The 1,516-nt window shown below is 53.3% G+C and carries 2 protein-coding genes; both read right to left on the reverse strand.

The window, feature by feature from the left end:
- Positions 1-332 (reverse strand): hypothetical protein (locus NWE96_10995; GenBank protein ID MCW3984499.1); only part of this gene is annotated, 332 nt, incomplete at its 3' end.
- A 66-nt stretch (positions 333-398) separates the two neighbouring features.
- On the reverse strand, positions 399-1,352 hold the full coding sequence (locus NWE96_11000) for a phage major capsid protein (GenBank protein ID MCW3984500.1): 954 nt from the start codon (positions 1,350-1,352) through the stop codon (positions 399-401).
- Positions 1,353-1,516 lie beyond the last annotated feature (164 nt).

Genomic DNA, 1,516 nt, shown 5'->3' on the forward strand with positions numbered 1-1,516 from the left:
CAAAAATCGTTTCCGCAGCCAATCAACGGCTTAGCCATATCGTTAAGCAAGCCGTCAAGGTTGACGTCTTCACAGAACCGGTCCACAACCGCTTTCGCTTCGGAGGCTTTCTCGTACTTTTCATCAGCCGTAGTGTAGAAGCCCATGCCCACCGTGCTAGCCGCAAGCAAATCCACGCTTGCCTTGCAGGTTGAGTCACGCTCATAGAGCTTCATGACGTCGACTAAGGGGATGCAGGAAGTGTCAAAGAACACTCTCTGCTTAGGAGACGCCACGCCCACAGCAGGCGCATAAGAGAGGACCTCGCGAATTTTCTTGAAGACATTACTCATGGGTTAGACCTCGCGGATTTTGTTAGCTCAAAAAAGAGGGAAAGTTGTTGGTACGTTGACATGTGTTTAGGTCAGCGTTTGTTTGATGTTGGTCATTTTGGCAACAGCTGTAGAACGCAGAACGCCTAAGCCGAACCGTGTGGTAGCTCGGACGCCGTACTTGCCTGTTTTGACATCTTCCCAGTCCTCAACCGTAACGTCCCGACGCAGAAGCAGCGTTGAAGCCACACGTGTATCAATCGCATACGCGGTGCCGTTTGGAACCAGTGTGCTTGCTTGGACGCGCATGCCTAAGACGCTGCCGATGCTGCCTGCTTCGATGTCGGTTTCACTGCTTGGGAAATACTGCGAGTGGATGAACTTGTCATCGTTGAGCAACTGATGCAGCTGAGTCTCGCTGACTGCCAAAACGGTTGGACGCCAATTCTCGCCTCGGACAGCATTATGCAGTGCAAGCAGTCCGCTCCAGCTAAGAACTTGGTTGTTGCCGTTGAGTGCTGCGCCGCCAGCCAAATCCGCGTCTGCAACTGCGCCGTAGAGGGCGAGGATGGCTTGGGTTTCTTTCAGCGCTAAGGCTCTGCCCACCTTCTGCACCATATTGTCCATGACGTTCCAAGTGGCGTCTTCGAGAAACTCCCGCGTCCACTCCTCAGAAGCATCAACCAACTGGCTCGTGTAGATGTCGACTGTGGTGTTTTTCTTGCCGCTTAGGCGTGTCACGGCGCCTTCAGCGTAACGGTAAGCCACAGCATCACTATCCAGCGGGAAACGCTCCATCGGCTCCGACGTAGGCATGACGGAGATTATGTTTCTGCCGATGAGTTCGGGAAACGCAGCCTGCACTAAGGTGTCGTGCATTCTGCCCAATGCGCCTGTCATGTCGCTGAAGAGGCCTTCTTTGATGCCCATCTGCACGTAGCGCTTGAGGAACGGATGCTCAGTTTTGAGCTTTAGTTTCTCGTAAACCTCGCGCTGGTCGTTGGGCTTAGCCATAAGCGATTCAAAAAGTTTCGGCTTCACAAAAATCACTTCTCCACATCAATGAAAATCAAGTCGCCGTCCGCCGAGGCCGTTTCCAAAGCAGTGCCGAGCTTGCGGTTATAGAACACGGTGTACGTCGCTGCTCCGCCCTCGTTCACTGCCTGATCCACAAGCTGCGTGATTTTGCCGTTTGCTGCACTGCA

This window comes from Candidatus Bathyarchaeota archaeon (assembly GCA_026014685.1).
Taxonomy (GTDB): Archaea; Thermoproteota; Bathyarchaeia; order Bathyarchaeales; family Bathycorpusculaceae; genus Bathycorpusculum.